Origin of the sequence: Streptomyces sp. E-08 (genome assembly GCF_049913095.1) — a bacterium.
In the GTDB taxonomy this organism is placed as follows: Bacteria; Actinomycetota; Actinomycetes; order Streptomycetales; family Streptomycetaceae; genus Streptomyces.
Window position 1 is genome coordinate 5,231,880 of the sequence record NZ_CP183971.1, and the last position, 25,440, is coordinate 5,257,319.

The window sequence follows — 25,440 nt, forward strand, 5'->3', positions numbered from 1 at the left end:
GTCAGCTCCCGAACAGTTCACGTGCGGCGTGGCCGAGGACGGGGTACAGCGAGCCCGCCATCAGCACGACCCAGATGCCCACGACGGTCCAGAGCATCTGCTTCTGGTAGCGCGGGCCCTTGGACCAGAAGTCCACGGCGATGACCCGGAGGCCGTTCAGCGCGTGGAAGAGGATGGCAGCGACGAGGCCGTACTCGAGGAGAGCGACGATCGGCGTCTTGTAGGTCGCGACGACCTCGTCGTACGCCTCGGGGGAGACGCGGACGAGAGCGGTGTCCAGCACGTGTACGAACAGGAAGAAGAAGATGAGGACGCCGGTGACTCGATGAGCCACCCAGCTCCACATTCCTTCCCGGCCGCGGTACAGCGTTCCAGCCGGCACGGAAAAACCCTCCGGGAGCGGGGATCAGGGTCGGCCGGCTTCTCTGTCGGTCTGACCCGGCCGGGTACGGTCCACCGGCCCCGGTCATCGTAGCGACGACTTGTCGGTTCGCTCGCGCGGGGTCCGTCAGTGTGATCAAACAGGCACGGACGGGCTATCGCACAGGCTCGAATCGCCGCATTACGGATGAATTCACGGCGTGGTGACTTCGAACGTGAGGCGGGCGCGGGCCAGCCGGCGCAGTTCGTCGGCGGCGACCACGCGCTCCTCCTCCGGTTCGTTGCCGAGACGTGACCGGATACCGGCCAGTACGCGGTCGAGACGCTCGTCGTGCCGGACGCCGTCCAGGCTGATCACGAACGCGTGCCCGAAGCGGCTCTCGTACGCGGCGTGGGCCGCGCCCAGCGCCATGAGGGCCGCCGGCGGGGCGTCGGGGTGCGGGGCGGCGGCGGACTCGGCGGCGAGCGCCTCGTCCAGCTCGGCCCGGGACAGGTCGTACGAGGCCTCGTCCGCGGCGGCGAGCAGCGCGTCGACCGTCGGGTACGGGCGGTGAGCGCTCACCCGTTCGGCCCAGCGGCGGCTCGCGCAGCAGTCGAAGAGGAGCGCCTCGGCGGCCCCGGCCGGTGCGGCGTTGAAGCGGACGAGCCCGGAGAGGTGCCGGGCGGATCCCTGCTGGGCAGGTATGGCAGGCGTGTCCGTGGAGCCCGGATTCCGGCAGGGGGCATGAGTGTCGCTGGTCAGCGTGGGCTCCGGTGCTCCGGGACGGGTGGGGTGGGCGTGACTCAACGTTATCGACGGGATGAGGGAAGTGTCCGACGGATGCGCGAATTTCACCCGGAAGGGAGAGTTTCGGAACAGGTGATGGACGATCGGGTTCCGGCCCTCCCGTCGTTCCCCCGATTGGCCGGACCGCCGTCCGTGCGGGAGGATTCCGGGTGATGCGGTACTCCATACGGGCGCCCCGCCGGGGCCCCGCCCTTCTGGCCACCGCGGTGACACTGGCCACCGTGGCGGCCTGCTCGAACGGTTCTCCGTCAGGTCCGTCGGGTCCCTCCGTGCCGTCCTCCACCGGCGCGTCCGCGAGCGCGACCACCACGAGCGCCCCGCCGCCGAGCCCGACGCCGACACCCACGCCCACGCCCGCGCCCACCAAGGACTACCCCCTCTCCACCGCTCCGCGCACGATCCCCTCCGTCCGCTCCCACGTGGCCGCCCGCGGCCCCGGCTGGAAGCCCGCGCCCACGGGCGGGGTCGTCCTCGCCGCGAACAGCGCGGGCCTCGCCGACGAGGGACGGCTGATCGCCGGGGAGCTCGGCATCCCGTACCGCGGCGCCGCCGCGGCCGGACCCGGGGACGTCGAACTGGCCCTGGGCGGGTCGGGCTCCCCCGAGTCGTACACCCTGACGGTCCGCGACGGCCGCGTCCGGATCGCCGGCCCCGACGAGGCCGGGGTCTTCTACGGGACCCGCACGCTCAAGCAGTCGGTGAAGGCCGACGGGGCGATGCCCGAGGGGACCGTCGCCGACCGGCCCGCGAAACCGCAGCGCGGGCTCAACGTCGACATCGCCCGCAAGCCCTTCACCGCGGCCTGGCTGGAGGACCGCATCCGCGAGATGGGCGACCTCAAGCTCAACCAGCTCGGGCTGCACTTCTCCGACGACCAGGGCTTCCGGATCGAGTCCGAGAGCCACCCCGAGGTCGTGTCGGCGGAGCACCTCACCAAGGCCGAGGTCCGCCGGATCCTCGCCCTCGCGGCGAGCCGCCACGTCACCGTCGTCCCCGAGATCGACTCGCCCGGACACCTCGGCGCGGTCATCGCCGCCCACCCGGACCTCCAGCTCGTGAGCGCGAGCGGGCGGACCCCGCGCGGGGCCGTGGACATCTCCGACCCCGACGCGGCGCGGATCGTCGACGACCTGCTCCGCGAGTACGCCCGGCTCTTCCCCGGGGCGTACTGGCACCTCGGGGCCGACGAGTACGTCGCCCTCATGTCGAAGAACCCCGAGGCGAGCTACCCGCGCCTCGCGGCGGCCGCGCGCGCGAAGTACGGGCCCTCCGGCCGCGTCCAGGACCTCGCCACCGGCTGGCTCAACGACCGCGCGGCCGCCGTCCGGCCCACCGGCAAGACCCTCAAGGCCTGGAACGACGGCTTCTTCACGGGCGGGGTGGTGAACGCGGCCCCGGACATCGAGGTGGAGTACTGGACGGGCAAGGAGATCGGCGCCCGGCAGCCCGTCTCGTACCTGAGCGCGGGCCGGAAGCTGGTCAACCTCAACGACGAGTACCTGTACTACGTCCTCGGCCAGCCCAACGACTTCACGTACCCCACCGGCCGCCGGATCTACGAGCAGTGGACGCCGCTCGTCGTGCGCGGCACCACCCCGGTGCCGGCGCGGTACGACTCCCAGATCCTCGGCGCCCGCTTCGCGGTCTGGGGCGACCTGCCGCGGGCCCAGACGCAGGCGCAGGTGGCGGCCGGCATCCGGCTGCCGCTCGCGGCCCTCGCGCAGAAGCTCTGGGACCCGGCGAAACCGACGCTGACCTGGGACCAGTTCAAGGCGCTTGCGGCGAAGGTGCGCTGAATCTTCTTCGTGGACGCGATCGGTGCGGATCGCGTACGTTCCCCCGGCGGCGGCCATCGGGCCGCCGCTCGTTCCTTGGGGGGAACCACATGCTCACGCTCAAAGATCCGAACGGCCTCGCGAAGGCCGTCGTGGCTCTGCTGGCCGGCAACATCTTCTTCGACGTCCTGCTCGGTCTGTTCGAGGCCCGCTGGCTGATGGCCGACGCGCTGCCCTACACCTTCGATCCGGCCGTGTTCGGGCCGGTCGACCTGAACCTGGCCTACAGCGTGCACGTCCTGGTCTTCGTGGCGACCATCGTTGTCTTCATCATCTGGTTCCACCGGCTGCGGAACAACGCCGAGGTCTGGGCCGGCGACCTGCAGGGACGGAAGCCCGGCTGGGCCATCGGCGGCTGGTTCATCCCGATCGGCAACCTCTGGATCCCGCGGGTGATGGCCGTCGACATCTGGCGGGCCAGTCGCTGGCAGCCGTATGCCGCCGACGGCGCCCGGGAGCTGACGCTCCTGAATGCCTGGTGGACGTTCTGGATCATCGACTGGATCGTGGACAGGGCTGCCTCGCAGGCGTACAAGGGGGCCGATACGCAGGAGGCCTACGACTCCGCCGCCGCCTGGTCCCTCGCGAGCTACACCACCAACGTCGTCGCCGCCGTCCTCGCGATCCTCGTCGTCCGCCGTCTGACCTCTATGCAGCACGCCAAGGCCACTGGCATGATTCCGGCCGCGCAGTGACGAAAAAGCGCCCCCCGGCGCAGTAGGGGAAGTACTGCGTCCGCATCGGGTGGCGAGGAGGCGTCCATGACGTCGGGGAACGGCCGGAGCCTGCTGGAACTGATCGACGGGGCCGACGCGCGAGGGCTGGCCGCGGCCGGACTCGCCTGCCTCGACCGCTGTCTGCCGCTGCTCGCCCCCGACGGGGCCGACGCCCTCCGCCCCGTGTGGGCGGCCGTCGCGCGCGGCGACGGGCACGCCTGGGGTGAGGCCGTCGCCAAGGCCCGTGTGGAACTCGACGCCGACGGCACGCAGGACTCCGGCGCCGTCCGCGCGATGCTCGCCCAGGCCCCGGCCGACTGGACCGCCGAGGCCCTGCGCGTCTGGGCCGCCGACTGCTCCGTCGCGGCGCTCGCCCTGCACGGGCGGTACGACGCGGCCGGGGTGCCCGATGGCCTCGTCGAGCGCTGCCGGGCCGGGGACGCGGACGGCGCGGGCCCGCTGCTGGCCGGGGAGCTCCGCCGCCAGCAGGCCGTCCTCGAAACGGTCGCCCACGGCCCGACCGGACTGCGCCGGGCGCGAGAACTCTCCGTCGAGGGCGGCCGGGTGCTGCGCGCGGTCGTCTCCCGCCGGGCCCGCACGGCCTGAGGCCGAGGACACGGTCCGTCGTCTCGGCGTCCGACCCGTCGGCACTCGAAGGGTGGAATCCGCCCCGCGCGACGTGAGGTCGCGCGAAAGGGTGAGAAGCGCGGGGAAATGGGAGACGACCGGGGCCGCCACCCCCCACAGGAGAGGCCCCGGTCGTCGTCCACGGAGCCGCAGCACGGCTCCGTACTCCTATCAGCGCCAGGGGTGCGGTTTCTGTCACACTCACGCGGGCCACCCGAAGGTTGCAAGTTGTACAAAGACCCCGGACCGCGTGGACGTGATGCCGCGACACGACGTAGCGTGCAGGTGCGCGAGGCCGCGTGGCGGCGATGACCAGCCGCGATGACGCGGGGCGCGACCACGTCACCGACGAACAGGGTTTGGGGAGTGCTGGGGGACGACGCGGAGCTGACGGCCGCGGTGCTCGCTGCGCAGGACGGGGACGAGGACGCCTTCCGTACTGTGTATCGCGCCGTGCAACCCCGGCTGCTCGGCTACATACGCACGCTGGTCGGCGACGCGGACGCCGAGGACGTCGCCTCCGAGTCCTGGCTCCAGATAGCCCGCGACCTCGACCGCTTCGACGGCGACGCGGACCGCTTCCGCGGCTGGGCGGCCCGGATCGCCCGCAACCGCGCCCTCGACCACATCAGGATGCGCGGCCGCAGGCCCGCCGTGGGCGCCGACGAGACCGAACTGACCGACAAGCCCGCCGACTCCGACACGGCCGGCGAAGCCCTGGAGGCCCTCGCCACCGGCGACACCATGCACCTGATCGCCCAGCTCCCGCAGGACCAGGCCGAGGCCGTCGTCCTGCGCGTCGTCGTCGGCCTCGACGCCAAGAGCGCCGCCGACACCCTGGGCAAACGCCCCGGCGCCGTGCGCACCGCCGCGCACCGGGGGCTCAAGAAGCTCGCCGAACTCCTCGGAGCCGACGGCGGGCAGGACGGGCCGGACGGCACCGGCGGGGCCGTCGTCCCACTGGACGGTGTCCCTCCGCAACGCGGCCGCGCACCGGGGGCCGTGACCCCCGGCGGTGTGACGCAATCACGTCCGCGTACGCAGAAGGACATGTGATGGCCGACGAGCGGTACCAGTGGCTCGACCAGGAGGCCGCGGAGCGGCTGCTCCGGGGCGAGCCGGTCGAGGCCCTCGACGACCGTGCGCGTCACCAGGCCGAGCGCCTCGCCCAGGCCCTCGGCACGGCCCGCACGCCCGCAGCCCCGCCGGCCGCGGGCACCGAACTCCCGGGCGAGGCGGCGGCGCTCGCCGCCTTCCGCGAGGCCACCGCCGAGCGGGCCGCGACCGCCGCAGCGGCCTCCGTCGCGACCGCCGCGCCCGTCCCCGCGGGCCACGCCCGCGACCTCGGCCGGGTGCGGCTCGCACCCGGCACCGCCCCGGCGCGCCGCTGGGGACGCTCCGTGCGGTACGGCCTCGCCGCCGCGTTCGCCGCCGTCACGGTCGGCGGCGTCGCCGTCGCCGCAGGTACGGGCGTGCTGCCGCTGGTCGGCCCGGCGCCCGCCAGCTCCGTCTCGGCGGGGGACACGGCGGACCCGCTCGTCTCGAAGGAGCCCGGCATACGCCAGGACCCCGAGGCACCCCCGACGGAACCGGGCGGCGGCGATCCCACGCCCGGCTCGTCCCCCTCGGCCGACGGGTCCACCGCCCCGACCCCCCGCGCCTCGGACGGGCGCGGCTCGATCACCCCCGCACCGCGCAGCACCCCGGAACCGGGCAGGACGACCGGAGACACCGGCGGCACGGGCGGCTCGGGCTCCACCGGCCTCCGCGAGAAGGCCCTCAAGGCCTGCCGGCAGTACCGCACGGGCAAGCTCGACGCCACCGGCCGGCGGCAGCTCACGAACACCCTGCGCACCGGCGAGACCCTGCGCCTCTACTGCGACCGGATCCTCTCCGGCGACACCGGCACGTCGAAGGAAGACGGCCAGGACGAGTCCAAGGACACGTCCAAGGGCGACGGCAAGGGCGACGAGGACACCGACGACGACCGCAAGGGCGGCTCGAAGGACGGGTCCGAGAGTGGCACTCCAGGCGGAGACAGCGGCGAGAACGGCAGCAACGGGAGCGGCGGCGACGCCAGGACCCGGGCCGGAACCGCCCTTCCCGACGCCCGGCTCCAGGCCGGAGTCACCGCCGCGCTGCCCGCCGGAATCACCGCCCGGGCACGCGTCCCGCTCGGGGTGTAACACTTCTCGGCCCGTCGGCGCAGTAAGAAATGCCGACTGGTCATCGGCCGCGCAGAGAGCCGGGGTTCCCCCCGTACCTACGGCTCCGCGCACCTGGCGCGGGTGGGACACGTTCCCCCGGTCCCACCCGCGCCCCTTCTGCCTCCGCCCCTACCAGTGGACGACGACCTTGTCGCCGACCTTCACCTGGTCGAAGAGCGCCGAGAGCTTGACCTTGTCCCGGACGTTGACGCAGCCGTGCGAGGCCCCGGCGTAGCCGCGCGCCGCGAAGTCCGCCGAGAAGTGCACCGCCTGCCCGCGGCTGAAGAACATCGCGTACGGCATGGGGGTGTGGTAGATCGTCGACGTCCAGTCGCGCGCCTTCCACTCGACCTTGAAGAGGCCCTCACGGGTCGGCGTGTTCTCCGAGCCGAAGCGGACGTCCATCGACGAGACGACCCTGCCGTCGATCATCCAGGCGAGCGTCCGGCTCTCCTTGCTGATGCAGAGCACCCGGCCGGTCATGCACCGCGGGTCCGGGGTGTCCAGCTTGTTCGTGGTCGCGGGCTTCAGCTCGTCGGCGGTCGGCTTCCGGCTCGCGGACAGCAGCTGCTGCCAGGTCGTCTCGTCGACCGAGCCGGTCTCCGGCAGCCCCCGGCTCGCCTGGAACTTCCTGACCGCGCCCGCCGTCATCGTCCCGTAGAACCCGGTGGGGGCCCGGTCGAAGAAGTCGAGCTGCCGCAGGCGCGCCTGGAGCTCGCGCACCTGCTCGTTCTCGTCCCCGTCGCCCAGGAGCGGCTTCGGCGCGGCCGTCCCGGCGGACGCGGACGGGCTCCCCGAAGGCGATGCGGTGGGGGCGCTCGCGGACGGGGACGGCGGCTTGCCGTCCGAGGTCGGAGAGTCGGTCGGCGAGGCGCCGGGCGTCCCGGACGAGGCCGAGGCCGACGCGGAGGGCGTACCCGTGCCCGTGCCCGTACCGGACGCGTCCGGCGTACAGCCGGCGGCGAGCGCCACCGCCGCCGCTGCCAGAACCACTCTGCGTATGACGGCCGAAGACCGCTTCATCGTTGCCCCCCGTGGTGCGTCGTGTGTACGTAGGGATGCTTCCCGCGCGCGTGCGGTTGCGCACTCCGGGCACGGACCGCGCATCCTGTTTGAGGAAGCCCGGGTGACGGGCCCGGGCGACAGGACCGTCGGGAGGCACACAGCATGGCGCGCGAGTCGGAGTCGGGGCTGCCCATCGAGCCGGTGTACGGGCCGGACGCCCTGGACGGATGGGATCCCGCGGAGAAGCTGGGCGAGCCGGGCTCGTACCCCTTCACACGCGGCGTGTACCCCTCGATGTACACCGGGCGGCCCTGGACCATGCGGCAGTACGCCGGCTTCGGCACCGCCGTCGAGTCCAACGCCCGCTACAAGCAGCTCATCGCCAACGGCACCACCGGCCTGTCGGTCGCCTTCGACCTGCCGACCCAGATGGGCCACGACTCCGACGCACCGATCGCGCACGGCGAGGTCGGCAAGGTCGGCGTCGCCGTCGACTCGATCGACGACATGCGCGTCCTGTTCGACGGGATCCCGCTGGACCAGGTCTCCACGTCGATGACCATCAACGCCCCCGCCGCACTCCTGCTCCTGCTCTACCAGCTCGTCGGCGAGGAGCAGGGCGTGCCGGCGGACCGGCTGACGGGCACCATCCAGAACGACGTGCTCAAGGAGTACATCGCGCGGGGCACGTACATCTTCCCGCCGAAGCCCTCGCTGCGGCTGATCGCCGACATCTTCAAGTACTGCCGGGCCGAGATCCCGAAGTGGAACACCATCTCGATCTCCGGCTACCACATGGCCGAGGCCGGTGCCTCGCCCGCGCAGGAGATCGCGTTCACCCTCGCCGACGGCATCGAGTACGTCCGGACGGCCGTCGCCGCCGGCATGGACGTCGACGACTTCGCGCCCCGCCTCTCGTTCTTCTTCGTGGCCCGGACGACGATCCTGGAGGAGGTCGCCAAGTTCCGGGCGGCCCGCCGGATCTGGGCCCGGGTGATGAGGGAGGAGTTCGGCGCGGAGAACCCCAAGTCGCTGATGCTCCGCTTCCACACCCAGACCGCCGGCGTGCAGCTCACCGCGCAGCAGCCCGAGGTCAACCTCGTCCGGGTCGCCGTCCAGGGCCTGGCCGCCGTCCTCGGCGGCACCCAGTCCCTCCACACCAACTCCTTCGACGAGGCCATCGCCCTGCCGACGGACAAGTCCGCCCGCCTCGCCCTGCGCACCCAGCAGGTCCTCGCGTACGAGACGGACGTCACCGCGACCGTCGACCCGTTCGCCGGCTCGTACGTCGTCGAGCGGATGACGGACGACGTCGAGGCCGCCGCCCTGGAGCTGATGGGCCGGGTGGAGGAGATGGGCGGCGCGGTCAGCGCGATCGAGCGGGGCTTCCAGAAGGGTGAGATCGAGCGCTCCGCCTACCGCATCGCGCAGGAGACGGACTCGGGCGAGCGGGTCGTCGTCGGGGTCAACCGCTACGCGATCGACGTCGAGGAGCCCTACGAGCCGCTCCGCGTCGACCCCGCCATCGAGGCCCAGCAGGCCGAGCGCCTCGCGAGGCTGCGCGCCGAGCGCGACCGGCCGGCCGTGGACGCGGCGCTCGCCGCGCTCAGGAAGGCCGCGGAGGGCACGGACAACGTCCTGTACCCGATGAAGGAGGCGCTCAGGGCCCGCGCCACCGTCGGCGAGGTCTGCGACGCCCTGCGCGCGGTCTGGGGCACGTACGTCCCGACCGACGCGTTCTGAACGGCCCCGTCATCCCCGCCGGCCCCACCGACGGCCCGGCGTCATCTTCCGGTCGATTTCGCCTGTTGAAACTTAAAGCGGAAGGTCGTACCGGTGTGCGACACTCCGCTTCATGCTGGGTGTCACCGATCTTCCGACCTATCTCGCCGGGCTCGTCCTCATCATCCTCCTCCCGGGGCCGAACTCGCTGTACGTGCTGTCCGTCGCCGCCCGCAAGGGCACCCGCACCGGATACAAGGCCGCCGCCGGGGTGTTCACCGGCGACGCCGTCCTGATGACGCTCGCCGCGCTCGGCGCCGCCTCCCTGCTCCAGACCACCCCGCTCCTCTTCACGATCGTGAAGTACGCGGGCGCGGGCTATCTGACCTGGATGGCGATCGGCATGCTGCGGGCCGCCCTGGCCATGTGGCGCACCCGCCACGAGGTCGCCGCCGAGGCCGCGGCCGAGGCGGACGCCGGACCGTCCGAGCACCCGTACCGCCGGGCGCTGATCATCAGCCTGTTCAACCCGAAGGCGATCCTCTTCCTGATCTCCTTCTTCGTGCAGTTCGTGGACCCGTCCTACGCCTACCCGGCGCTCTCCTTCCTGGTCCTCGGCACCCTGCTCCAGCTCGGCAGCTTCCTCTACCTGACGACCCTGATCTTCGGCGGCACGCGGCTCGCCGAGGCCTTCCGCCGCCGCAAGCGCCTCTCCGCCGGAGCCACCTCCGCCGCCGGCGCCCTCTTCCTCGGCTTCGCGGCGAAGCTCTCCCTCAGCAGCGCCGCTTGACCCTCACACCGTGTGAGGCCGTTCCGTAGGAGTCGTCATGTTCACCATCGGAGACTTCGCCCGGCACGGGCGGGTGTCGGTCCGGATGCTGCGCCACTACGACGCCATCGGACTGCTGCGCCCGGCCCACGTCGACCCGCACAGCGGCTACCGCTTCTACTCGGCGGACCAGCTCGCCCCGCTCAACCGCGTCATCGCGCTCAAGGACCTCGGCTTCACCCTCGAACAGGTGGGGTCGATCCTCCGGGACGAGATCGGCGCGGAGGAGCTGCGCGGGATGCTGCGCCTGCGCCAGGCCGAGCTGGAAGCGGCCCTGGAGGCGGCGCGGGCCCGGCTCGCCCAGGTCGGTGCGAGGCTCCACGCCATCGAGAGTGAGGGACGCATGTCCACCCAGGACGTCGTCGTCAAGAAGGTCCCCGCCGTCCGTGTCGCCGAGCTGAGCGCGGTCGCCGCGAGCTTCGGCCCCGAGGACATCACCCCGGTCATCGGACCGCTGTACGAGGAGCTGTGCGGCCGCCTGGAGGCCGCGGGCGTCACGGGCTTCGGCCCGGCCGTCGCGTACTACGAGGACGCGGGCAAGGGGGACGGCTCGGTCCGCGTGCACGCCGCGACGACCGTGCCCGAGGGCACCGCCGCGGAGGGCGTCGAGGTGCACGTCCTGCCCGGTATCGAGGAGGCGGCCACCATCGTCCACCGCGGTTCCATGGACGAGATCCTGCCGACCGTGCAGACCCTGGCCGCCTGGATCGACACCAACGGCTTCCGGTCCGCCGGCTACGCCCGTGAGCTGTACCTGGAGTGCCCGGAGGACCCGGCCGGCTGGGTCTCCGAGATCCAGGAGCCGATCGTCCGCGCCTGATCCCCCGCTCGGCCCCTGCGGGCCCGGGTGCCCCCGCACGGGTGCCCGGGCCCGCCGTCCTTCGGCAGGTGGCGCTTCCTCCCCGGCCCGCTACCTCTGCAGCGCCCTGCGCAGCCGCAGCGCGCGGCGCGCGAGCCGGCGGACCTTCGGGTGGCGGGGGATCGGCAGGCCGCCCGGCAGGTCCAGGACCGTGAGGCGGCGTCGGGTGAAGTGGTGCCGGGTGCGGTCGGCGAGCGGGCCCGAGAGGTGCCGTACGGCGGGCTCGCGCAGCTCCGGGCGGATCTTCGGCTGCATCGCGAAGCCGACCGCCGCGACCAGGTCGTTCAGCTCCTCCGTACCGATCCCGGCGGCGGCGCCCTCCTCCTCCAGGGGCGGGACGACCGCGTCGACGACCGTGAGCGGGATCCGGTTGCTGTTCTGGAACGGGGTGAGCCGCTCCAGGAGCGCGCGCGTGCCGACCCGGGCGACCGGCAGCCCGTAGAAGGTCGCCGCCGTGAGCAGCGCCGTCGAGAAGCAGCCGACGACGAGCGCCGGCCGCAGCTCGCGGTAGAGCACCTCGGCGAGGACCGGCCGGTCCTCGACGGTCAGTTCGGCGCCGAGCTCCGCCGCCGCCTCCACGAGCGTCCGCGTCCAGGCGTCGGGGGCCGTCGGGTGCGGCTTGAAGACGAGCCGCCGGTGGCCGCGGGCGATCGCGCCCCGGACCATCCGCAGGTGCAGCTCCTCCTCCTCGGCGGGGGTCAGCAGGTTCAGCGCGGCCAGGTACTGGCCGAGGAGCAGCGCGGGGCCCTCCGCGGCGGTTCCGGCGACCGGTCCCGCCAGCTCCTCGACGACCTTCGTGAAGGCCTCCGTCGGCACCGGCTCGGGCACCGCCCCGAACTCGGCGAGCAGCAGCGGCGCGAGCCCGGGGACGAGGTCCAGGTGGAGCAGCCGGCCCACGCGCCCGCCGATCAGCGGGTCGATCTTGTTGCGGGTCGGCCCGTAGCTCATGAGGCCGTCCGCGTACACGGTGACCGGCGCGTCGGGAAGGAGCTGGGCGATGGCGAGCGCGGGCGTCACCTGGAGGGACTCCAGGGCGATCTCGACGCGGTCGTCGCCGAGGTCCCAGAGCTTGCGCAGATGCCGCTGGAGGAGCGGCAGGTCGCTGGGGCGCGGGGTCCAGCCGGCCGGGTGGAGCGGGGAGATCGTCTCGTTCCAGGACAGGACGGAGTCGAAGCGGCCGCGCAGCCGCTCGAAGCCCTCGGCCTCGTCGAGGGCGGGGGTCGTCTCCGGCACGGCCGCGTTGTTGGTGACGAGGAGGACGCGGCGGTCGGCGGGCGCGAAGGCGCCGCTGTCGAGCGCGGCGGCGAGCGTCACGGCGCCGTAGAGGGTGGAGGCGCAGAAGACCTGGGTGATCCGGCGGGAGTCCTGGGTGGTCCGGGCGTTCACGCGGCCACCTCCGGGGAGCCGGCGCCGCCGTCACGGACCGGTGCCGCCGGTGGTGGTGCGGGCCGGCGCCTGCGCAGCCGCCGCAGCATCGTCGCGCGGTCCCCGCCCATCGCCGTCAGGGCCTCGTCGAGGACCCCCTGCGGCATCCGCCGCAGCGCGCCCGAGCTCATCGACCTCAGCAGGCGCGCCACCTCGGGTTCGAACTTCTCGATCGAACCGACATGGTGGGAAATCACCGCGCAATACGTCCGGACGGCCTTCGGGAGAAGAAGGTCCGCGTCCTTGTCCCGCGCCGTTTCCTCGATCACCTGGTCGAAGGCGCGGATGAAATCCAATTGCCGGACATCGCCGATCTGGGTGAGCGAGGTCGCCACTCCGCGCCGGTAGAACACACCGAGTTCCCCGATGGCGGCGAACGATTCCGCCTCGCGGTGGAGTTTCCAGATCCACGGCCGGTCCTCCGCCGTCCGCAGGCCGTGCGGGAAGTGCAGCAGACCCCGGTCCAGGAGCCGGCGGTGGTAGATCCCGGCCCAGGCGTACGGGTAGTCGACCGAGGTCGTCCGGTGCGAGGGCAGGATCGCGTCCCGGGGCCGCAGCACCTCGCCGCGGCGGGGGACCGGCACCCGGCGCACCGCGCGGTTGCGGCCGGTCACCGTGACGTGGTCGGTGCGCAGGAAGTCGCAGCGCAGCTCCTCGGCGGCGGTGACGAGCCGGTCGTAGTAGCCGGGGGCGAGCCAGTCGTCCCCGTCGAGGAAGGCGATGTACTCGCCGCGGGCGGCGTCGAGGCCGGTGTTCCGGGCCGTGGCGAGGCCCTCGTTGTGCTCGTGCCTGATCAGGACGGCACCCGGGATCTCGCGCGCGGCCCGTTCGAGGAGCTCCGGGGTCCCGTCCGACGAGCAGTCGTCGACCAGCAGGAACTCGAAGTCCTCGCGGGCGTTGGACCGCAGGCTCGTGAGGGTGTCGGGGGCGTATGTCTGCACGTTGAAGAACGGCACGACGACGGAGAGCTTGACCACGCGGCCGACGCTAGGCGCCGCCCCGGCATTCCCACCGACCGCCGGGCAGCCTTTCGGTGAACACCAAGCGGCGGGCCGATTAACCGCCTTTACCCGCGGGGGAAATCAGCCGCCGCACGTCCGGATAGCGACCCACTTCAGCGGGCGGAGAGGCTCTGTTCACCGTTTGTTGTGGCTCAGTTGGGCCGGAAAGCGGAATGCCCTTCTAGCGTCCTCGACGTGCCAGCAAGTACCAGAGAAGCGGTACGGGTCGCCGTACTCGCCGACTCCGACACCCGGTGGAAATGGGGCGCCCTCACCGCGCGCCGCATCACCACGGCGACCGCCGAACCCACCGGTTTCGTCCTGCGGGGACGGGCCACGCCCACCGCGCGCCAGCTCGCCGAGACCGGGGTGTCCACGACCACCCCGCGCGAGGTGACGGGCGCGGAGTTCCTGCGTGCGATACGGGACGCGGAGGCCCGCGGCGAGGGTTACGACGTCCTCGTGCTCGCCCTGGTCGGCGGCACCGTCCGGGCCGTCCTCCAGGGCCTGGCCGACCTCGCCCTGGAGCGGCGCCCGGTGGTCGTCACCGGCTACGTCGGCGTCGTCTACGAGAAGCTGACCGACGGCCTCCTGCTGCGCCACGGCGCCGACGTGGTCCTCGCCAACTCCCGTCACGACGCCGAGCGTTTCCGCGCCGTGTACGAGGGCGTGGGCGCCGGTGCCGAGTCGGTCGTCGAGGCCGCGCTGCCCTTCCTCGGCGGCGCCCCGCACGCCCCCGAGGCCGGCCGCGACACCCTGGTCTTCGCCGCCCAGCCCTCCGTGCCCGCCACCCGCGCCGAACGCGCCTACGTGCTCCGGCGGTTGATCGGACACGCCCGGCTGCACCCGGACCGCGAGGTGCTCCTCAAGCTGCGCTCCAAGCCGGGCGAACACACCACGCACCTGGAGGAGTTCCCCTTCCAGAAGCTGGTCCGCGAGCTCGACCCGCCGGACAACTTCCGGCTCGTGTACGGACACATGGGCGAGGTCCTCGACCGCACCGACCTCCTGGTCACCGTCTCCTCGACGGCCGCCCTCGAAGCGCTGCACCGCCGGATCCCCACCGCGATCCTCACCGACCTCGGGGTCCGCGAGGCGCTCGGCAACCACCACTTCGTCGGCTCCGGCCTGCTGGCCTCCTTCGACCGGCTCGACAAGGGGGACGCGCCGGCACCCGACGAGACCTGGCTCGCCCGGCAGGGCGTCGCCTCCGACGGCTCGTACGAGGAGGCCTTCGACGCCGCCCGCGACCGGGTCGCCGAGCTCCTGGAGCTCCCGGCTCTGCCCCCGATCAGCCCCTACTACACCACGGAGACGGCCCCCGGATACCTGCCCGGGATCCTCGCCCGCCACCGCCTGGACGTCACCGCGCCCGAGCCCCGCGAGAGCGGGCTGCGCCGGGTCGTCCGGGAGGCCGCGCGGGGCGCGTACCGCCACGGCGTGCAGCGCGTCGCCCCCGTCATCCGCCGCCTGGGAGAACTGTGATGTCGTCCCCGATCGTGCTCGCCGTCGTCCCCGCCCGGGGCGGCTCGAAGGGCGTGCCCGCCAAGAACCTCGCCCCGGTGGCGGGGATCCCCCTCGTGACCCGCGCCGTCCACGCCTGCCTCGGCGCCCGCGCCGTCACCCACGTCGTGGTCTCCACCGACGACGCCGCCATCGCGGCCGCCGCCCGCACCGCCGGGGCCGAGGCCGTCCAGCGGCCCGCCGCGATCGCGGGCGACACGGCCACCAGCGAGGCCGCCGTCCTGCACGCGATGGACGCCTTCGAGGCCACCCACGGCCGCCCGGCCGACGTGGTCCTCCTCGTCCAGTGCACCAGCCCCTTCCTGACCTCCGCCGAGGTCGCCGAGACCGCCGAGCGGATCACCTCGGGCGCCGCCGACACCGCCTTCACGGCCGCCCCGTCCCACGGCTTCCTCTGGCGCGAGAGCCCCGAAGGGGCCACCGGCGTCAACCACGACAAGTCCTACCGTCCGCGCCGCCAGGACCGGGAGCCCGAGTACCTGGAGACCGGCGCCGTCTACGCGATGGACGCCGCCGGGTTCCGCACCCACGAGCACCGCTTCTTCGGCCGCACCGCGCTCGTCGTCACCGACCCCGCCCGGGTCCTGGAGATCGACGACCCGCACGACCTCGCCCGCGCCAATGCCATCGCGTCACTCGTCGACAAGGCCGCCGAGCCCGTCACGCCCGGCTTCGCCGACGTCGACGCCGTCGTCCTCGACTTCGACGGCACGCAGACCGACGACCGGGTCCACCTCGACGCCGAGGGACGCGAGTTCGTCTCCGCGCACCGCGGCGACGGCCTCGGCATCGCGGCCCTGCGCCGCGCCGGACTGCCCGTCCTCATCCTCTCCACCGAGCAGAACGCCGTGGTCGCCGCCCGCGCCCGCAAGCTCAAGATCCCCGTCCTGCACGGCATCGACCGCAAGGACCGCGCCCTCAAGGAGTGGTGCGATGCCGAGGGCATCGACCCGCAGCGCGTCCTCTACGCCGGCAACGACGTCAACGACCTGCCCTGCTTCCACCTCGTCGGCTGGCCCGTCGCGGTGAGCAGCGCCCACGACTCCGTACGGGCCGCCGCCCGCGCGGTCACCGTCACCCCGGGCGGCTCCGGAGCGATCCGAGAGATCGCCGCCTGGCTCCTCGGACCCGAGCTGAACACCCCCAACCCGTAAGGAACGACCATGAACACCCGTCTGCGCACCCTCGGCACCAAGACCGCCGGCCCGGGCCGCTCCGTCTACGTCTGCGGCGAGATCGGCATCAACCACAACGGCGACCTCGACAACGCCTTCAAGCTGATCGACGTGGCCGCCGAGGCCGGCTGTGACGCCGTCAAGTTCCAGAAGCGCACCCCGGAGATCTGCACCCCGCGCGACCAGTGGGACATCGAGCGCGACACCCCCTGGGGCCGGATGACGTACATCGACTACCGCCACCGCGTGGAGTTCGGCGAGGACGAGTACCGCGCCATCGACGAGCACTGCAAGGAGCGCGGCATCGACTGGTTCGCCTCCCCGTGGGACACCGAGGCCGTCGCCTTCCTGGAGAAGTTCGACGTCCCCGCCCACAAGGTCGCCTCCGCCTCCCTCACCGACGACGAGCTGCTGCGCGAGCTGCGCGCCACCGGCCGCACGGTGATCCTCTCCACCGGCATGTCGACGCCGAAGCAGATCCGCCACGCGGTCGAGGTCCTGGGCAGCGACAACATCCTGCTCTGCCACGCCACCTCGACCTACCCGGCCAAGGCCGAGGAGCTCAACCTCCGCGTCATCCAGACGCTCCAGGAGGAGTACCCGAACGTCCCGATCGGCTACTCCGGCCACGAGACCGGCCTCCAGACCACCCTGGCCGCCGTCGCCCTCGGCGCCACCTTCGTCGAGCGCCACATCACCCTCGACCGCGCCATGTGGGGCTCCGACCAGGCCGCCTCCGTCGAGCCGCAGGGCCTCCAGCGCCTCGTCCGCGACATCCGCACCATCGAGGCCGCGCTCGGCGACGGCGTCAAGAAGGTGTACGAGTCGGAGCTCGGCCCGATGAAGAAGCTCCGCCGGGTCCAGGGCACCGTCGCCGCATGACCGGGCAGCTGGCGTTCGTCGAGAGCCCGGTCCAGCTCCTCAACGTCCTGGAATGGGCACACACGCAGAACCCCGGCACGGCGCCCCCGACCGGTGATCCGGCGGACGCCGGCCCCGCGGACGCCACCCCGCCCCTCACGGTCGTCGTCCTCTCGCCGACCGATCCCATGTCGCGGGGCCAGCTGCGCCGGATGGCCCAGCTGGCCCGCGACCAGGGCCTCACCGTGCGCTGGCAGGAGGCCCGCGGCGGCCGGGGCGCGCTCGTCCGCACCCTGCGCGAGCTCGCCCGGCCGCTGCGCTCGGCGGAGCGGGTGATCATCGGGGACCCGTTCTCCCGGTACGTCCAGCTCCTGCTGACCCTCTTCGCCCCCCGGCACCTGACGGTCGTCGACGACGGCACCGCGACCATGGAGTTCGCCGCCCAGCTCGGCCGCGGCGAGCGCCTGGTGCGCTGGCACCGCAAGGGCAGCCTCGGCCCCCGTGAGCTGGTCCTCGCCCCGGTCACGAGCCTCGCCCGGCGGAAGCTCGCCCCCACCCGGGGCCGTACCGTCGAGATCTTCACCTCGCTGCCCGTGGAGGCCCCGCCGGGCGTCACGGTCACCGAGAACGCGTACGCCTGGACCCGGGACACCTTCGGTCCGCCGCGGCTCACTGGCGGCGCCGACCTGGTCGGCACCTCGCTCGTCGAGACCGGTGTCGTCGACGCCGACCACTACGCGCGCGTGGTGAGCGAGCTCGCCCGCGCCCACGGCGCCACCCGCTACTTCGCGCACCGCAGGGAGAGCGCCGAGAAACTGCACCGGATCGCGGTCGAGACCGGCCTCCAGGTCGTCCGGCCGGACCTGCCCCTGGAGCTGATCGCCCGGCGCGGCCCCATCGGGCGCACGGTCGTCAGCTTCCCCTCCACGGTCGTGCACACCCTGCCGCTGGCCCTCGCCGGCACCGGGGTGAAGGTCGCCGTCATCGAGATAGCGCCCGAGTGGCTGCGGGCGACCGCCTCGCCCCGCGCCCAGGGCTTCCTGTCCGGCGTCGCGGGCACCGCGGCCCACGAGGTCGACCGCCTCACCACCCGGGCGTCCCATCCGGCCGACCGGCTCGAATTCGGCTGAGCGTACCCACAAGGAGTGAGCTTCATGCCTGCGAAACCGAGATTCTTTCCCCTAAGGGGCTGAAATTCTCGTGATCAACGGGCAGTTGACCTCTCGACGGGCCTACCCTTCAAAGGGTGAACCAGTTGAAGTCCCGTGAGCCAGGCTCCGTCACCCTGCCCGGAACGCTGTCCGACTCCCTGCGCGCCGAACTCGTCGCCTTCCGCAGGGACTTGCACATGCACCCCGAGCTCGGGAACCAGGAGTTCCGTACGACCGCCGCGCTCAAGGCCCGCCTGGAGGCGGCCGGCCTCGCGCCGAAGGTCCTCCCGGCCGGCACCGGGCTCATCTGTGACATCGGCACCCGGGACCCGGGCCGGGGCATGCTGGCGATCCGCGCCGACCTCGACGCGCTCCCCATCCCCGACGTGAAGACCGTCGCCTACCGCTCCACCGTGGCCAACCGCGCCCACGCCTGCGGACACGACGTCCACACCACGACCGTCCTCGGCGCCGGACTCGTCCTCGCCGAGCTCGACCGCCGGGGCCTGCTGCCGAACGCCGTGCGGCTGATCTTCCAGCCCGCCGAGGAGGTCCTGCCCGGCGGAGCCGCCGACGCCATCGAGGCCGGGGTCCTGGACGGCGTGGGCCGGATCATCGCCGTCCACTGCGACCCCCGCGTCGACGCCGGGAAGATCGGGCTCCGGGTCGGCCCCATCACCTCCGCCTGCGACCGCCTGGAGGTCACCCTCGACGGCCCCGGCGGCCACACCGCGCGCCCGCACCTCACCACCGACCTCGTCACCGCCGCCGCCCGGGTCGCCATCGACGTCCCCGCCGTCCTCGCCCGCCGCGTCGACGCCCGCTCGGGCCTCTCCGTGACCTGGGGCCGCATCGAGACCGGCCACGCCCCCAACGTCATCCCGCAGCACGCCGAGCTCTCCGGCACCGTCCGCTGCCTCGACCTGCCCTCCTGGCGGGACGCGCCCGACCTGGTCCACGCGGCGATCGACGAGGTCGCCACCCTGCACCGGGCCAAGTCGACCGTCACCTACGTCCGCGGCGTCCCCCCGGTGGTCAACGACCCGGTCATCACCGAACTGCTCCGCGACGCCATGACGGCCCGCCGCGGACCGCAGGCGATCGAGGACACCGAGCAGAGCCTCGGCGGCGAGGACTTCTCCTGGTACCTGGAGCACGTCCCCGGCGCCATGGCCCGCCTCGGCGTCCGCACCCCCGGCGACACCCGGGTCAGGGACCTGCACGCCGGCGACTTCGACGTCGACGAGCGGTGCATCGAGGCCGGCGTGGAGCTCTTCACGGCCGCGGCCCTGCTCGACGCCACGCCCCAGCGCTGATTTCCGGCCGGAAGGAAGGCCGGAAGGAGCCCGTGGGGCCCGTCATCCGTCCGGCCCACCGACCTTCCCCCGGGCGGTCCACCGCCCGTCGCACGGTCGGCCCGACGCCGTGTCCCCCGGTCGGCCCAGGGCACGGCGCGTCGCCTCCCGGGCCCTGTCGCGCCACCCCTCCAGGGCGGTATAACCGGCGGTACCGGGCCGAACGCCCCCGGTCGCCTCGGCTGGCCGGTTCGCGACGATCCGATAACGACTCATGAACGGGTCTTTAACTGACATCTACGCGCGTTACGATCGCCGCGAAACCAGCGCCGGAAGAGGCGCTTTCGGTCAGTCTTGAAGGGACCCTCCTCTTGCGCCGGATCACCAGGATCACGACCGTGGGCATCGCCACCGCGGCGCTCGCGCTCTCCGCCACCGCCTGTGGCAAGTCGTCGAGCGGTTCGAGCTCCAGCCCCAGCTCGTCCGCGGGCGCGACCAAGGTCGCCATCGCGTACGACATCGGCGGCCGCGGCGACCAGTCCTTCAACGACGCCGCCTACGCCGGTCTGAAGAAGGCCGAGGACGAGCTCGGCGTCAAGGGCTCCGAGGCCGAGCCGTCGCAGGGCGAGAGCGACGCCGACAAGGTCGCGCGCCTCACCTCGCTGGCCCGCGCCGGCAACAACCCGGTCATCGGCGTCGGCTTCTCCTACGCCCCGGCCATCGCGAAGGTCGCCAAGGCCTTCCCGAAGACCACGTTCGGCCTCATCGACGACACCTCGGTGACCGCCCCGAACATCGCCAACCTCGTCTTCAACGAGGAGCAGGGCTCCTACCTGGCCGGCGTCGCCGCCGCCAAGGCGTCCAAGACCGGCACGGTCGGCTTCATCGGCGGTGTCGAGGTTCCGCTGATCAAGAAGTTCGAGGCGGGCTTCACGCAGGGCGTCAAGGACACCAACCCCAAGGCGAAGGTGCTCACCCAGTACCTGACCCAGCCGCCGAACTTCGACGGCTTCTCGAAGCCCGACCTCGGCAAGGCCGCCGCCCAGGGCCAGCTCGACAAGGGCGCCGACGTGATCTACGCCGCCGCCGGTCTCGCGGGCTCCGGCGCCATCGAGGCCGCCTCCGCCGCGGGCAAGTGGGCCATCGGCGTCGACTCCGACCAGTACAAGCAGGCGGGTCTGGCCGCGTACAAGAACCAGATCCTGACCTCGGTCACCAAGGACGTCCAGGGCTCGGTCTACAACGTGATCAAGTCCGTCAAGGACGGCAAGCCGCAGACCGGTGAGATCCGCTACGGCCTCGCCACCAACGGCGTCGGCCTGGCCGACTCCAACCCGGCGTACGTCAAGATGACCGACGTCACCGCCGCCGTGGACAAGGCGAAGCAGGCGATCGTCGACGGCAAGATCACGGTCAAGACCGCTCCGTAAGGACACGCAGGTCACGACCTGAGCCCGGGCCCGGCGTCCGGTGGCACCCCCACCGGATCCCGGGCCCCGGGCCCATTCCCGTACGGGTTTTCATTTTTCGGCAGCGCTACGCGTGTAGATGTCTCCCTGGCACGATAACTTCGCCCCGCCCTGCCCTCCCCGCTCCCACTCCTTCCGGCCAAGGAGAGTGCGTCATCAACGCGTCCAGCCCCCCTGCCGTAGAACTGCACGGCATCACCAAGCGATTCCCCGGCGTCGTCGCCAACAAGGACATCGCCATCACGGTCCGCAAGGGCACCGTGCACGCCCTCATCGGCGAGAACGGTGCCGGCAAGTCGACCCTCATGAAGATCCTCTACGGCATGCAGAAGCCGGACGAGGGCACCATCGCGGTCGACGGCGAGCAGGTCACCTTCTCCAGCCCCGGTGACGCCATCGCGCGCGGCATCGGCATGGTGCACCAGCACTTCATGCTCGCCGACAACCTCACCGTCCTGGAGAACGTCGTCCTCGGCGGCGAGAAGCTCTACGGCATCGGCGCCAAGGCGCGGAAGAAGATCAAGGAGATCTCCGACGCGTACGGCCTCGGGGTCCGCCCCGACGCCCTCCTCGAGGACCTCGGCGTCGCCGACCGGCAGCGCGTGGAGATCCTCAAGGTCCTCTACCGCGGCGCGAAGATCCTCATCCTCGACGAGCCGACCGCCGTCCTCGTCCCGCAGGAGGTCGACGCGCTCTTCGACAACCTGCGCGAGCTCAAGTCCGAGGGCCTCACGGTCATCTTCATCTCGCACAAGCTGGGCGAGGTCCTGAAGGTCGCCGACGACATCACCGTCATCCGCCGGGGCACCACGGTCGGCACCGCCGACCCGAAGACCGCCACCACCAAGCAGCTCGCCGAGCTGATGGTCGGCAGCGAGCTGCCCTCGCCGGAGACCCGCGAGTCGACGGTCACCGACGTGGCCATGCTCAAGGTCGAAGGCCTGACGCTGCTGGAGAGCGGCGCCGCCGCCGCCCCGCTGACCACCGCCGCCCCGGCCGACCCGTCCGTCACCGTCACCGTGCACGAGGAGGCCGCCGCCGGCCGCAAGCTCCTCGACGACATCTCGCTCACCATCCACAAGGGCGAGATCCTCGGCATCGCCGGTGTCGAGGGCAACGGCCAGACCGAGCTCATCGAGGCCCTGATGGGCATCGCCAGCCCCGACGCGGGCGTCATCACCCTCGACGGCGCGGACATCTCCAAGGTCTCGGTGCGCAAGCGCCGCGAGGGCGGCATCGGCTACATCCCCGAGGACCGCCACCGCCACGGCCTGCTCCTGGAGGCCCCCCTCTGGGAGAACCGCATCCTCGGCCACGTCACCGAGGCCCCCAACTCCAAGCGCGGCATCCTCGACCCGAAGGGCGCCCGCAAGGACACCGAGCGGATCGTGCGCGAGTACGACGTCCGCACGCCCGGCATCGACGTGACCGCGTCCTCCCTCTCCGGCGGCAACCAGCAGAAGCTGATCGTCGGCCGCGAGATGAGCCACAACCCCAAGTTCCTGATCGCCGCCCACCCCACCCGCGGTGTGGACGTCGGCGCGCAGGCGCAGATCTGGGACGCGATCCGGGACGCCCGCCGCGAGGGCCTCGCGGTGCTGCTGATCTCCGCCGACCTCGACGAGCTGATCGGCCTCTCCGACACCCTGCGTGTCATGTACCGCGGCAAGCTGGTCGCCGACGCCGACCCCGCCACCATCACGCCCGAGCAGCTGGGCTCCGCCATGACCGGCGCAGCCACCGGCCGCCTCGAAGGCACCGAAGAGCAGCCCGAAGACGGTGACGCCCGATGATGAAGATCGACAAGGACAAGCTGATCATCGGGGCCGCCGGCCCGGTGCTCGCCCTGGTCACGTCCTTCGTGCTCACCGTCCTGGTGCTGCTCGCGACGGGCCTGGACCCGATCGAGCCGATCCGGCTGATGATCGAGAACGCCGGGTACTCCGACGTCCAGGTCCTCATCGTCAACCAGACCGGGATCTACTACCTGGCGGCCCTGGCCGTGGCCATCGGCTTCCGGATGAACCTCTTCAACATCGGCGTCGAGGGCCAGTACCGCCTCGCCGCGATGGTGTCGGCGCTCGTCGGTGCGGCCGTCGACCTGCCCGGTCCGCTGCACATCCTGCTCATCGTGATCGTCGCCATCGCGACCGGCGCCGTCTGGGCCGGTATCGCGGGCATCCTGAAGACCACCCGGGGCGTCTCCGAGGTCGTCTCGACGATCATGCTCAACGCCATCACCACCTCCCTGGTGGCCTGGCTCATCCTGCCGAAGAACTTCGGCGTCCAGCCCGCCGGCTCCAACGACCTCACCACCGGTCAGATCGCCGAGTCCGGCTGGTTCCCCGGCATCGACATGGGCGACGGCGGCGAGATCTACGGCTTCACCTTCGTCGCGCTCGCGCTCGGCGTCGTCTACTGGTTCGTCCTCAACCGCACCCGCTTCGGCTTCGACCTGCGCGCCACCGGTGAGAGCGAGTCCGCGGCCCAGGCCAGCGGCGTCGACGCCAAGAAGATGATCCTCACCGCGATGCTGATCTCGGGCGGCCTCGCCGGTCTGGCCGGCATGCCTATCCTGCTCGGCGAGTCGCACACGTACAGCCTGGCCTTCCCGGTCAACGTCGGCTTCACCGCCATCACCGTCGCCCTGCTCGGCCGCAACCACCCGGTCGGCATCCTCTTCTCGGCCCTCCTCTTCGCGTTCCTCGACAAGGCGTCCTCGAACCTCGACGTCTCGGGTTACCCGAAGGAGATCACCCAGATCATGCAGGGCATCATCGTGATCGCCGTGGTCGTCTCCTATGAGCTCGTCCGCCGTTACGGCACCCGCCGCCAGCAGCAGAAGGTCGGCGAGGAGCTCGCCGCCGGCGGCGCCATCAAGACCGACAAGGAGGTCTCGGCATGAGCACCGGCACTGTCGCCAAGCCGAGCGCCGCGCCCAAGAAGGCCGGACGCCGCAAGCTGACCTGGCCCTGGATCCTGCTGATCGTCGCGGCCGGCCTCGTCCTCTTCTCGCTCGTCCGCGTCGTCTCCGGCGCCGACGACCTCACCTCCGTCGGCCAGATCTCCGGCGCGCTCCAGCTCGCCGTGCCGATCGCCATGGCCGGTCTCGGCGGCCTGTGGGCCGAGCGCGCGGGCGTCGTCAACATCGGCCTCGAAGGCATGATGGTGCTCGGGACCTGGTTCGGCGCCTGGGCCGGCTACCAGTGGGGCCCGTGGACCGGCGTCGTCGTCGGTATTCTCGGCGGCGCGCTCGGCGGCCTCCTGCACGCGATCATCACCGTCACGTTCAACGTGAACCACATCGTCTCCGGTGTGGCGATCAACATCCTCGCGGTCGGCTTCACCCAGTACCTGTCGAACTTCACCTTCGACAAGGCCGAGGGCGGCTCCTCCAAGCAGTCCCCGCGCATCGACCCGATCACCGACATCACCATCCCAGGACTCTCGGACTGGCTGATGGACCTCCAGCAGAAGCACTGGTTCCTGATCTCGGACGTCGCCGGCATCCTCGGCGGTCTGGTCACCCACCTGTCGCTGCTGACGATCGTGGCCGCCCTGCTCATCCCGGCCACCTGGTGGATCCTCTGGCGCACGGCCTTCGGCCTGCGGCTGCGCTCCTGCGGTGAGAACCCGGTCGCGGCCGAGTCCCTGGGCGTCAACGTCTACAAGTACAAGTACATCGCCGTCGTCGTCTCCGGCGGCCTCGCCGGCCTCGGCGGCGCGTTCCTCTCGATCGTCTCCACCGGCATCTACCAGGAGGGCCAGACCGGCGGCCGCGGTTACATCGGTCTCGCCGCGATGATCTTCGGCAACTGGATGCCCGGCGGCATGGCGCTCGGCGCGAGCCTCTTCGGCTTCACCGACAGCCTCAAGCTCCGCGGCGGCGCCGAGAACGTCCACGCGCTGCTGCTGCTCGTCGCGCTGCTCCTGGTGATCGCCGCGCTGTGGCAGCTGTACAAGAAGAAGTACGTGGTCGCGGCCGTCTCCGCCGGCTTCTCGGCCGCCTTCTTCCTCTGGTACTTCCTGACCGACGAGGTCCCGAGCCAGTTCGTCGACGCCGCCCCGTACATCACCACCCTGCTCGTGCTCGCCCTCTCGGCGCAGCGCCTGCGGATGCCGAAGGCGGACGGCCTGCCGTACCGCAAGGGCGAGGGCAAGTGACGACGGCGCCCGACTGGGACCTCCTCCGGGAGACGGCCCGCGAGGCGATGTCCCGCGCGTACGCCCCGTACTCGGGCTACCCGGTCGGCGCGGCGGCCCTCGTGGACGACGGGCGGGTGATCTCCGGCTGCAACGTGGAGAACGCCTCCTTCGGCCTCGGCCTGTGCGCCGAGTGCGGGCTCGTCTCGCAGCTCCAGGCCACCGGCGGCGGACGGCTGACGCACTTCGTGTGCGTGGACGGCCGGGGCGAGTCCCTGGTGCCGTGCGGGCGCTGCCGTCAGCTGCTGTACGAGTTCGGGGGCCCCGAGCTCGTCCTGGAGACCCCGGCCGGCTTCCTGACCCTGGCCGAGATGCTCCCGCAGGCCTTCGGCCCGGGCCACCTCGCCAAGTAGTTCCTCGGAGCGGCC

At 72.1% G+C, this 25,440-nt stretch carries 23 protein-coding genes; 18 read left to right on the top strand and 5 right to left on the bottom strand.

Annotated features, from left to right (window positions below; all coding sequences use genetic code 11):
* Position 1: 1 nt before the first annotated feature.
* Complete coding sequence (sdhC, locus tag ACN9MM_RS24280; protein ID WP_015035721.1) at positions 2-382, bottom strand: succinate dehydrogenase, cytochrome b556 subunit; 381 nt, start codon at positions 380-382, stop codon at positions 2-4.
* Between the two features lie 192 nt (positions 383-574).
* Positions 575-1,168, bottom strand: a complete 594-nt coding sequence (locus tag ACN9MM_RS24285; protein ID WP_426365697.1) for a 2-oxo-4-hydroxy-4-carboxy-5-ureidoimidazoline decarboxylase — start codon at positions 1,166-1,168, stop codon at positions 575-577.
* 152 nt (positions 1,169-1,320) lie between these two features.
* On the opposite strand from ACN9MM_RS24285, the gene ACN9MM_RS24290 reads away from it, so the two are divergent.
* The 5 genes from ACN9MM_RS24290 (at position 1,321) to ACN9MM_RS24310 (ending at position 6,532) form a co-directional block, all read left to right on the top strand.
* Positions 1,321-2,964 (top strand): beta-N-acetylhexosaminidase, encoded by a 1,644-nt coding sequence (locus ACN9MM_RS24290; RefSeq protein ID WP_426365699.1) that lies wholly within the window; start codon positions 1,321-1,323, stop codon positions 2,962-2,964.
* Between the two features lie 89 nt (positions 2,965-3,053).
* On the top strand, positions 3,054-3,698 hold the full coding sequence (locus tag ACN9MM_RS24295) for a DUF4328 domain-containing protein (RefSeq protein WP_426365700.1): 645 nt from the start codon (positions 3,054-3,056) through the stop codon (positions 3,696-3,698).
* A 66-nt stretch (positions 3,699-3,764) separates the two neighbouring features.
* A complete protein-coding gene (locus tag ACN9MM_RS24300) occupies positions 3,765-4,325 on the top strand; it encodes a hypothetical protein (RefSeq protein ID WP_426365701.1) in 561 nt (186 codons plus the stop codon).
* Positions 4,326-4,712: 387 nt separating this feature from the next.
* Positions 4,713-5,402 (top strand): RNA polymerase sigma factor, encoded by a 690-nt coding sequence (locus ACN9MM_RS24305; RefSeq protein ID WP_426365702.1) that lies wholly within the window; start codon positions 4,713-4,715, stop codon positions 5,400-5,402.
* Complete coding sequence (locus ACN9MM_RS24310; protein ID WP_426365703.1) at positions 5,402-6,532, top strand: hypothetical protein; 1,131 nt, start codon at positions 5,402-5,404, stop codon at positions 6,530-6,532. Before ACN9MM_RS24305 ends, ACN9MM_RS24310 begins: the two co-directional genes overlap by 1 nt.
* A gap of 150 nt (positions 6,533-6,682) precedes the next feature.
* Here ACN9MM_RS24310 and ACN9MM_RS24315 read toward each other — a convergent pair whose 3' ends face one another.
* On the bottom strand, positions 6,683-7,576 hold the full coding sequence (locus ACN9MM_RS24315) for a L,D-transpeptidase family protein (protein WP_426365704.1): 894 nt from the start codon (positions 7,574-7,576) through the stop codon (positions 6,683-6,685).
* A gap of 144 nt (positions 7,577-7,720) precedes the next feature.
* On the opposite strand from ACN9MM_RS24315, the gene ACN9MM_RS24320 reads away from it, so the two are divergent.
* From ACN9MM_RS24320 to ACN9MM_RS24330, 3 genes are all read left to right on the top strand, one after another.
* The gene (locus ACN9MM_RS24320) at positions 7,721-9,301 is read left to right on the top strand and encodes an acyl-CoA mutase large subunit family protein (protein WP_426365705.1); all 1,581 of its coding nucleotides are present in this window, start codon (positions 7,721-7,723) and stop codon (positions 9,299-9,301) included.
* Positions 9,302-9,413: 112 nt separating this feature from the next.
* Positions 9,414-10,070, top strand: coding sequence for a leucine efflux protein LeuE (leuE, locus tag ACN9MM_RS24325; protein ID WP_426365706.1), 657 nt, complete (start codon positions 9,414-9,416; stop codon positions 10,068-10,070).
* A gap of 37 nt (positions 10,071-10,107) precedes the next feature.
* Positions 10,108-10,929, top strand: a complete 822-nt coding sequence (locus tag ACN9MM_RS24330; protein ID WP_426365707.1) for a MerR family transcriptional regulator — start codon at positions 10,108-10,110, stop codon at positions 10,927-10,929.
* 90 nt (positions 10,930-11,019) lie between these two features.
* Here ACN9MM_RS24330 and ACN9MM_RS24335 read toward each other — a convergent pair whose 3' ends face one another.
* Both ACN9MM_RS24335 and ACN9MM_RS24340 read right to left on the bottom strand, forming a co-directional pair.
* Positions 11,020-12,354 carry a polysialyltransferase family glycosyltransferase gene (locus ACN9MM_RS24335; protein WP_426365708.1) on the bottom strand — a complete coding sequence of 445 codons (1,335 nt, stop codon included), beginning with the start codon at positions 12,352-12,354 and terminating at the stop codon, positions 11,020-11,022.
* On the bottom strand, positions 12,351-13,370 hold the full coding sequence (locus tag ACN9MM_RS24340; RefSeq protein ID WP_426365710.1) for a glycosyltransferase family 2 protein: 1,020 nt from the start codon (positions 13,368-13,370) through the stop codon (positions 12,351-12,353). Before ACN9MM_RS24340 ends, ACN9MM_RS24335 begins: the two co-directional genes overlap by 4 nt.
* A gap of 219 nt (positions 13,371-13,589) precedes the next feature.
* Here ACN9MM_RS24340 and ACN9MM_RS24345 point away from each other — a divergent pair, with 219 nt between their 5' ends.
* The 10 genes from ACN9MM_RS24345 (at position 13,590) to ACN9MM_RS24390 (ending at position 25,425) form a co-directional block, all read left to right on the top strand.
* Positions 13,590-14,879: a DUF6716 putative glycosyltransferase gene (locus ACN9MM_RS24345; RefSeq protein WP_426365711.1), complete on the top strand. Its 1,290-nt coding sequence runs from the start codon at positions 13,590-13,592 to the stop codon at positions 14,877-14,879.
* On the top strand, positions 14,879-16,072 hold the full coding sequence (locus tag ACN9MM_RS24350) for a cytidylyltransferase domain-containing protein (protein WP_426365713.1): 1,194 nt from the start codon (positions 14,879-14,881) through the stop codon (positions 16,070-16,072). Before ACN9MM_RS24345 ends, ACN9MM_RS24350 begins: the two co-directional genes overlap by 1 nt.
* Before the next feature lie 9 nt (positions 16,073-16,081).
* Positions 16,082-16,975 carry an N-acetylneuraminate synthase family protein gene (locus ACN9MM_RS24355; RefSeq protein WP_426365714.1) on the top strand — a complete coding sequence of 298 codons (894 nt, stop codon included), beginning with the start codon at positions 16,082-16,084 and terminating at the stop codon, positions 16,973-16,975.
* Positions 16,972-18,084: a hypothetical protein gene (locus ACN9MM_RS24360; protein WP_426365715.1), complete on the top strand. Its 1,113-nt coding sequence runs from the start codon at positions 16,972-16,974 to the stop codon at positions 18,082-18,084. Before ACN9MM_RS24355 ends, ACN9MM_RS24360 begins: the two co-directional genes overlap by 4 nt.
* A 116-nt stretch (positions 18,085-18,200) precedes the next feature.
* Positions 18,201-19,421 carry an amidohydrolase gene (locus ACN9MM_RS24365; protein ID WP_426365716.1) on the top strand — a complete coding sequence of 407 codons (1,221 nt, stop codon included), beginning with the start codon at positions 18,201-18,203 and terminating at the stop codon, positions 19,419-19,421.
* 350 nt (positions 19,422-19,771) lie between these two features.
* Complete coding sequence (locus ACN9MM_RS24370) at positions 19,772-20,830, top strand: BMP family lipoprotein (protein WP_426365717.1); 1,059 nt, start codon at positions 19,772-19,774, stop codon at positions 20,828-20,830.
* A gap of 194 nt (positions 20,831-21,024) precedes the next feature.
* On the top strand, positions 21,025-22,662 hold the full coding sequence (locus ACN9MM_RS24375; protein WP_426368814.1) for an ABC transporter ATP-binding protein: 1,638 nt from the start codon (positions 21,025-21,027) through the stop codon (positions 22,660-22,662).
* Positions 22,659-23,774 (top strand): ABC transporter permease, encoded by a 1,116-nt coding sequence (locus tag ACN9MM_RS24380; protein ID WP_426365719.1) that lies wholly within the window; start codon positions 22,659-22,661, stop codon positions 23,772-23,774. The genes ACN9MM_RS24375 and ACN9MM_RS24380 overlap by 4 nt, the downstream gene beginning before the upstream one ends.
* Entirely contained in the window at positions 23,771-25,033 is a 1,263-nt protein-coding gene (locus ACN9MM_RS24385; protein ID WP_426365720.1) for an ABC transporter permease, read from the top strand. Before ACN9MM_RS24380 ends, ACN9MM_RS24385 begins: the two co-directional genes overlap by 4 nt.
* The gene (locus ACN9MM_RS24390; RefSeq protein ID WP_426365721.1) at positions 25,030-25,425 is read left to right on the top strand and encodes a cytidine deaminase; all 396 of its coding nucleotides are present in this window, start codon (positions 25,030-25,032) and stop codon (positions 25,423-25,425) included. Before ACN9MM_RS24385 ends, ACN9MM_RS24390 begins: the two co-directional genes overlap by 4 nt.
* Positions 25,426-25,440: the final 15 nt, after the last annotated feature.

What these genes read in the sequence shown, in the direction of transcription:
- ACN9MM_RS24360 (WP_426365715.1), top strand. Translation starts at nt 16,972, where the DNA reads ATGACCGGGCAGCTGGCGTTCGTCGAGAGCCCGGTCCAGCTCCTCAAC.
- ACN9MM_RS24385 (WP_426365720.1), top strand. Translation starts at nt 23,771, where the DNA reads ATGAGCACCGGCACTGTCGCCAAGCCGAGCGCCGCGCCCAAGAAGGCC.
- ACN9MM_RS24320 (WP_426365705.1), top strand. Translation starts at nt 7,721, where the DNA reads ATGGCGCGCGAGTCGGAGTCGGGGCTGCCCATCGAGCCGGTGTACGGG.
- ACN9MM_RS24330 (WP_426365707.1), top strand. Translation starts at nt 10,108, where the DNA reads ATGTTCACCATCGGAGACTTCGCCCGGCACGGGCGGGTGTCGGTCCGG.
- ACN9MM_RS24315 (WP_426365704.1), bottom strand. Translation starts at nt 7,576, where the DNA reads ATGAAGCGGTCTTCGGCCGTCATACGCAGAGTGGTTCTGGCAGCGGCG.
- ACN9MM_RS24290 (WP_426365699.1), top strand. Translation starts at nt 1,321, where the DNA reads ATGCGGTACTCCATACGGGCGCCCCGCCGGGGCCCCGCCCTTCTGGCC.
- ACN9MM_RS24350 (WP_426365713.1), top strand. Translation starts at nt 14,879, where the DNA reads ATGTCGTCCCCGATCGTGCTCGCCGTCGTCCCCGCCCGGGGCGGCTCG.
- ACN9MM_RS24355 (WP_426365714.1), top strand. Translation starts at nt 16,082, where the DNA reads ATGAACACCCGTCTGCGCACCCTCGGCACCAAGACCGCCGGCCCGGGC.
- ACN9MM_RS24295 (WP_426365700.1), top strand. Translation starts at nt 3,054, where the DNA reads ATGCTCACGCTCAAAGATCCGAACGGCCTCGCGAAGGCCGTCGTGGCT.
- ACN9MM_RS24310 (WP_426365703.1), top strand. Translation starts at nt 5,402, where the DNA reads ATGGCCGACGAGCGGTACCAGTGGCTCGACCAGGAGGCCGCGGAGCGG.
- ACN9MM_RS24380 (WP_426365719.1), top strand. Translation starts at nt 22,659, where the DNA reads ATGATGAAGATCGACAAGGACAAGCTGATCATCGGGGCCGCCGGCCCG.
- leuE (WP_426365706.1), top strand. Translation starts at nt 9,414, where the DNA reads ATGCTGGGTGTCACCGATCTTCCGACCTATCTCGCCGGGCTCGTCCTC.
- ACN9MM_RS24300 (WP_426365701.1), top strand. Translation starts at nt 3,765, where the DNA reads ATGACGTCGGGGAACGGCCGGAGCCTGCTGGAACTGATCGACGGGGCC.